Raw genomic sequence first — 6068 nt, 5'->3', positions numbered from 1 at the left:
ACCGCGGCGGTGGGGGTGTCGGGGGCGGCGTTCATCGGTGCCGTTCTCACCCTGGCTCTCGTGATCGCGTTAGGGCGTAGGCGCGGTTACCTGGACCCGCAGCGGCTGCTGCTTGCGGGGGTGGCGCTGACCTATCTGTTCCAGGCTGGCACCAGCTACCTGCAGTTGCGGGTCGGTTCGAACCAGCTCGCCGCGGTGCTGTTCTGGCTGCTGGGAACGGTGTCGGGGGCCGAGTGGGACACATTGGGGCTGCCCGCGTGCATCGTCGTGGCCGCGACGCTGTGGCTGCTGGCGCAGGCCCGGTCGTTGAATGCCTTGCTGCTCGGCGATGAGGCCGCCGCCTCGCTGGGTATCCCGGTCAGCCGGCTGCGGACCCAGCTGCTGATCGTCACCGCCGCTCTGACAGCGTCCGTCATCTCCGTTGCCGGCGGTGTCGCGTTCGTCGGCCTCATCGCGCCGCACTGCGTCCGGATGCTCATCGGGTCGGACTACCGGCGGCTGCTCCCGGTGACGGCGCTGCTGGGCGGAACGTTCCTCGTGCTGGCCGATCTCCTCGGCCGGGTCGTGGCCCGGCCGTTGGAGCTGCCGTTGAGCATTATCACCGCGGTCGCCGGGGTGCCCTTCTTCCTCGTGCTGCTGCGCCGGTCGGGACGGGCGAGTGGTGCCTCGTGACGGGCCTTCGCCTGGAAGGTCTGGGTGTCGTCGCCGACGGGGTACAGATTGTGTACGACTTGACGGTCGACTGCCCCCCTGGCGCCTTCGTCGGCCTGGTCGGTCCGAACGGCAGCGGGAAGTCGACCGTGCTGAAGACGGTCTACCGGGCGGTGCGGCCGACGTCCGGTGCGGTGCTGCTTGACGGGACGGACCTGGTCAGGGACCTCACCCCGCGCCAGTCGGCGCGGCGGGTCGCGGCCCTGGCGCAGGAAAGCCCCGATGGCTTCGACTTCACCGTCCTTGAGGTGGTCGCGACCGGGCGGGCCCCCCACCAGAGCGCGTGGAGCCCGACTTCGGCCGGGGATCATGAGATCATCTCGGCCGCGCTCGACACTGTGGGCATGGCCGCGCACGCCGGGCGGGCGTTCGCGTCGCTGTCCGGCGGCGAGAAGCAGCGGGTCCTGCTGGCGCGCGCCCTCGTGCAGGCACCGTCGGTGCTGATCCTGGACGAGCCGACCAACCATCTGGATATCAGCACCCAGCTGAGCCTGCTGGAGTTGGTGCGCTCACTCGGGATCACCGTGCTCGCCGCGTTACATGACCTCAACCTCGCGGCGGCCTTCTGCGACCGGCTCTATGTCCTGCACGACGGCGCGGTGATCTGTTCGGGAAAACCGGAGGACGTCCTGACCGCCGACCTCATCGGCCGCGTGTTCGGGGTGCGCGCCGACCGGAGTGTCCACCCGGTGACCGGCCGCCTCCACCTCGCCTTCTCCAGTCTTCCCTTCCCCAGCCCGCCTTCCTCCAGCCCGTCTTCCTCCAGCCTGCCCGGAACAGACGAGCCGGCCCCGGTGGTAGCTGGCGCGGAAATCCCGATAAAGCAATGACCCGATGAAGCAATGGAAGGAAATAGAACCCGATGAAGAAACTCGGCGCCGGCGTCGCGGTCGCCGCCCTGCTCGTTGTTACCGCCGGTCTCACCGGCTGCGGGTCCGGTTCGACCACCGGCGCGGGCAGTGCGAGCGCGGCCGATGCCCGGTCGGCCCCGGCCGGTACCCGCTATCCCGTTGAGGTGGCGAACTGCGGCCGGACCCTGCACTTCGACAAGGCCCCGGCGCGGGTCGTCTCCGGGTGGACCACCAGTACCGAGCTCCTCATCGAACTGGGCCTGACGGACCGGATCGTCGGCCAGTACAACACCAGCAGCGGCACACCGGCGGCGAAGTACGCCAGTGTGGAGGCGAAGCTACCCGTCCTCAGTACCGGCGCGCCGACCCGAGAGGCGCTGCTCGCCGCCCGGCCCGACCTGATCTGGGCGGATGGCAGCTATCTGTTTGACGGCCGGCAGCTCCCCACGATCGCCGAGCTGGCCGCCCAGGGCACCCAGGTGATGATTCTCAGCGGGTTCTGCACCGACGACGCCACCAAGGCGACGGTCCGTGACGTCGACACCGACCTGACCGCGCTCGGCACGATCTTCGGCATTCCGGACCGGGCCAGGCAGGTCCAGGCCGACATCAACGAACGGCTCCGCCAGGTCGCGACGAAGATCCAGAGCAGGGACCCCGTCCCGGTCGCGATGGTCGCCACCTACCAGGGAACCGTCTACACCTACGACGGCGTCTACACCGACATCGCGCGGCTCGCCGGGGCGCGGAACATCTACGCGGGCACCCTGCCCAAGGGCAAATACTTCAGTGAGCTGTCGGTGGAGGACCTCATCAGCAAGAATCCCGGCACCCTCGTCTATCTGCTCAGCGGCAGCGAAACCGAGGCCGAGGCCCGCAAGTTCCTCACCTCCCGGCTCCCGACCGTGGCGGCAGTCCGCAACAACCGGGTGTTCTTCCTCCCGCAGTCGGACTCGGCCAACCTCGCAGGCGTGGAAGGCGTGACAAAGCTGGCCGCCGCGCTGCACGCCTGAGCCGCAGACCCAAAAATGTGGGATGACCTGAGATGAGTAACAATCTGAGATGAGTACGGTACCCGCCTTCCGGCTTTTCCTGGCGAGCCGGGCTGTCTCCTGGGCGGGTTCGGCGATGACGCTCGTCGCGCTCCCGGTGCTGCTTTTCCAGCGCACCGGGAGCGGCACGCTCGCGGGCGTGCTGGTCGGTCTCGAAGCGGTGCCCTACCTTGTGCTCGGACTGCCCGCCGGTGCCCTGGTCGACCGCTGGGATCACCGGCGCACGATGGTGGTCACCAGTTGCCTCAGCGGCCTGACGATGGCCAGCATCCCCGTGGCCCACTGGGCCGGTGTCCTCACCACACCCCATCTGCTGATCTCCGCGGTGCTTGTTGCCTCGGTCTTCGTGTTCTTCGATGCGGCCAGCTTCGGCGCAGTCCCGGCGATCGTGGGACGGGACGCGGTGGCCGCGGCGACCGGGGCGATGGTGTCGGTGAGCACCGTTGTCAACCTGGTCGGGCCGGCCGTCGGCGGGGTGGCCGCGGCCACGGTGGGCGCAGCCAATGTGCTCGCCCTCGATGCGTTCAGCTACCTGGTCGGTGCCATCCTGCTCTCCCGGGTGCGCTGGGCCGTGCCGGCCGCCGCCGACCGGAGCGGGCCGGCTGGCAGCCGGGTGAGCCGGACCCGTCGCGACATCGCCGAGGGCCTGCGCTACATCCGGGGGCATCGCCTCATCCGGACTCTGACCCTGCTCGGGGCCGGCAGCAGCCTGTCCGGGGGCGCGGTCACCGGCCTGGTCGTCGTCGTCGCGGTACGGCAGTTCGGCCTTCCCGACGACGACCCGCGGATCGGTCTCCTCTACGTCGCCGCCGCGCTCGGAACGCTGATCGTCAGCCAGCTGCTCAGCTGCGTGCACCGATACGTCCCCACCGGAACGATCACACTCGGTGCGCTCGGAGCCAGCACGCTCGCCCTGATCGGCTGGTCGCTGAACACGGCGTGGCTGCCAGGGATGGGCATCCTGCTGCTCTGGCAGGCCAGCACCTCCCTGGTCATCCTCAACGGCATCGTCGTCCGGCAAGCCGTCACCCCCCTACGCCTGCAGGCCCGGGTCAACACCACCGCGAGGATGATCGCCTGGGGCGGGACGCCGCTGGGTGCCGTGCTCGCCGGCATCCTCGCCGATGCCTGGGGCACCCGGGCCGCTCTGCTGACCGCCTCGGCCGGGGTCGGCCTGGCGCTGGTAGCGGGCCTGATGGCAGGCCTCGGCCACACCGGCAGGCTTCAGGACCTGATCAGGGCCGACGAGGTACCGGCCAACCCGCCGCAGGCCGGGCCCGGTGGGCCGGACGCCGAGGTCCGGGCGGTGACAGCCCCCGAATGAGCCCCCGAATGAGCCGCCCGGCGGATGTGTGGATATCGGCCCATCCCCACGCCGCTCGTGCTAGCGTTCTTGTTGAAAACGAAAACCGTTTTATTGCGAAGGAGGTGAAGCATGGCGGAGATCTCGTTCGAGGAGCTGGCCGAGGCGCCGGTCCTCGCTGCCCCGCAGGACCCGACCACGCACGCGCTCGTCCAGAGCCCGTTCGCGTGGGACGACGAGGAGTAGTGCCCCCGGTTCACTGAGGGCACCGAGTGCACCTTGGTGAGCCAGTGCAAGCCGTGACCGCCGGGGCCGTCAGTTCCCGGACGGCCCCGACGGTCACGGTCTCCACCGGGTTCATCCCGGCCCGCGCGGCCCGTGTCGGCCATGACCCCTGCTGACCACGGCCGCGACCAGCCCACCATCACCAGACCACCACGACCGCGACACACCCGATGAGGAAAGCCGACGTGTTCGCTCCTGGCCACCATCTCTACCGGACCGCCGACGGGAGTTGGCGTTACAGCGCCCCCGGGGACGTCTTCGTCCGAATTGGCGGCGAGGACCGGCTGCTCGCCCTCGTGCGGGACGTCGCGGCCGGAGCCACCCAGCTGCCCCTGCCCGATGTGGACCGACCCGCCGTCGAGCGCATGACCGCCGCGCTCACCGATCGCGGCGTGTTCGTCGGCCCGGGGCGTGTGGGGACCGTTCCGGCTGGCTGGAAGGTGCACCTTGACGGCGACAGTCCGGTCGTCGGGAAGCTCACCGAACTCCTGGGCGACCTCCTCGAGGACGTCGAGTGCACCGTGGGCCCGGCGGACGAGGCCGCGGTCGCCGGCTCGGACGTCGTCGTCAGCTGCGCCCGGTGGCTGCCGGACTCGCACTGGTGCCGGCTCGACCAGTGGTGCGCGGCGCACCACACGCCATGGCACGGCTGCTACGCCGAGGGCGACACGTTCGTTGTGGGACCCTTGTCAATGCCGGGCCGTACGGCGTGCTACCAGGACACCAGAGGACGTCGGCTCGCCGCGGCCGCTCTCCCCGACGAGCTGATCGCCCACTGGGCCTACCTCGATTCCGACGCGGTCAAGCCGCCGGCCCCGTTCACCCCGGCAGCCACTGCGGTGCTGGCGGGGCTGCTCGCCGCCGACCTGCGGGCGCTGGCGGCGGGAAGCCCCGTTCCCAGCGAGGGGCACCAGCTCGTCGTCGACCTGACCACGGCGTCGATCAGCCGGCATCCGGTGCTTCCTCTTCCCAACCTCGCGGTCAACCCGGTCTAGGCGCCGGGGCATGCACGCCATCGACGCGAACCAGGCCGTGCCGGCGGCGGACGGCGTCCTGCTGGCGACCGACGTCTACCGTCCCGACCGGCTACCCGCCCCGGCGGTGGTCACTCGCACCCCGTACGGTCGCGGTTCGCTGCTGGCAAACGGCGTCGGGTGGGCGCGGAACGGACTGGCCTACGTCGCCCAGGACGTGCGGGGGCGCTACGGGTCGGACGGGACCTGGACCCCGTATCAAGGGGAGCGCGCCGATGGCCGGGCGTTGGTCGAATGGGTCCACCGCCAGCCCTGGTGCGACGGGAACGTGATCCTCGCCGGAGCCTCCTACGGCTCGTTCACCGCGTGGGCAGCCGCCGTCACCGTGCCCGAGCTCGTGCGCGCAGTGATCAGCGAGGTACCCGCCGCGGGTCTGCGGCCCGCCAACGTGGACCCGTCGGGGATCCTGCGGCTGGCCGAGTACGCCGGATGGTGGACCGAGCACGCCGAGAGCCGCACCAGCAGGAACGGGCTGTCCGCGCAGATGCTGGGCTGCGAGCCGGACCTGCTGCGGCACCTGCCGGTCGCTGACCTCGGCCGGCACCTCTGGGCACGGGTGCCACGCTGGTGGAGCGCCATAGCCCCGGCTCTGTCAGCCCCGGCTCCGTCGACGACCGGCGACGGCCCGGCACCGCACGACCGTACGGGCGACGACCTCGGGGAGGGCATCAGCACGCAGGAACTGGCCTGCTGCTCGCTGCCGTCCCTGCATATCGGCGGCTGGTACGACCTCTTCCTGCCGCAGACGCTGTGGCAATGGGAAACCTCGGGCCGCGACCGCGCTCCGAACAGGCCCGCCCGGGGCCTGGTGATCGGGCCGTGGGGGCACGAG

The 6068-nt window shown here is 70.6% G+C and carries 7 protein-coding genes; all 7 read left to right on the top strand.

The genetic code is table 11. The features are described 5' to 3' along the window. Positions 1-672, top strand: a 672-nt coding sequence (locus AC08OP_RS03485; RefSeq protein WP_476612870.1) for a FecCD family ABC transporter permease, incomplete at its 5' end; no start/stop codon positions are given. Further along, the gene (locus AC08OP_RS03480) at positions 669-1541 is read left to right on the top strand and encodes an ABC transporter ATP-binding protein (RefSeq protein WP_476612869.1); all 873 of its coding nucleotides are present in this window, start codon (positions 669-671) and stop codon (positions 1539-1541) included. The genes AC08OP_RS03485 and AC08OP_RS03480, both read left to right, overlap by 4 nt. Before the next feature lie 32 nt (positions 1542-1573). After that, positions 1574-2575 (top strand): ABC transporter substrate-binding protein, encoded by a 1002-nt coding sequence (locus AC08OP_RS03475; RefSeq protein ID WP_476612868.1) that lies wholly within the window; start codon positions 1574-1576, stop codon positions 2573-2575. 49 nt (positions 2576-2624) lie between these two features. Further along, entirely contained in the window at positions 2625-3938 is a 1314-nt protein-coding gene (locus AC08OP_RS03470; RefSeq protein WP_476612867.1) for an MFS transporter, read from the top strand. A 111-nt stretch (positions 3939-4049) separates the two neighbouring features. Further along, positions 4050-4163 (top strand): streptamidine-related RiPP repeat protein, encoded by a 114-nt coding sequence (locus AC08OP_RS03465; RefSeq protein WP_023840694.1) that lies wholly within the window; start codon positions 4050-4052, stop codon positions 4161-4163. A gap of 209 nt (positions 4164-4372) precedes the next feature. Then, positions 4373-5197, top strand: a complete 825-nt coding sequence (locus tag AC08OP_RS03460; RefSeq protein WP_476612866.1) for a TOMM precursor leader peptide-binding protein — start codon at positions 4373-4375, stop codon at positions 5195-5197. Positions 5198-5207: 10 nt separating this feature from the next. Continuing rightward, on the top strand, positions 5208-6068 hold an 861-nt coding region (locus AC08OP_RS03455; protein WP_476612865.1), incomplete at its 3' end, for a CocE/NonD family hydrolase.

Source organism: Frankia sp. CeRuru1, from assembly GCF_977966315.1.
Note: the sequence above shows the minus strand (reverse complement) of the source record. Positions and strands in the feature narration are given on the sequence as shown.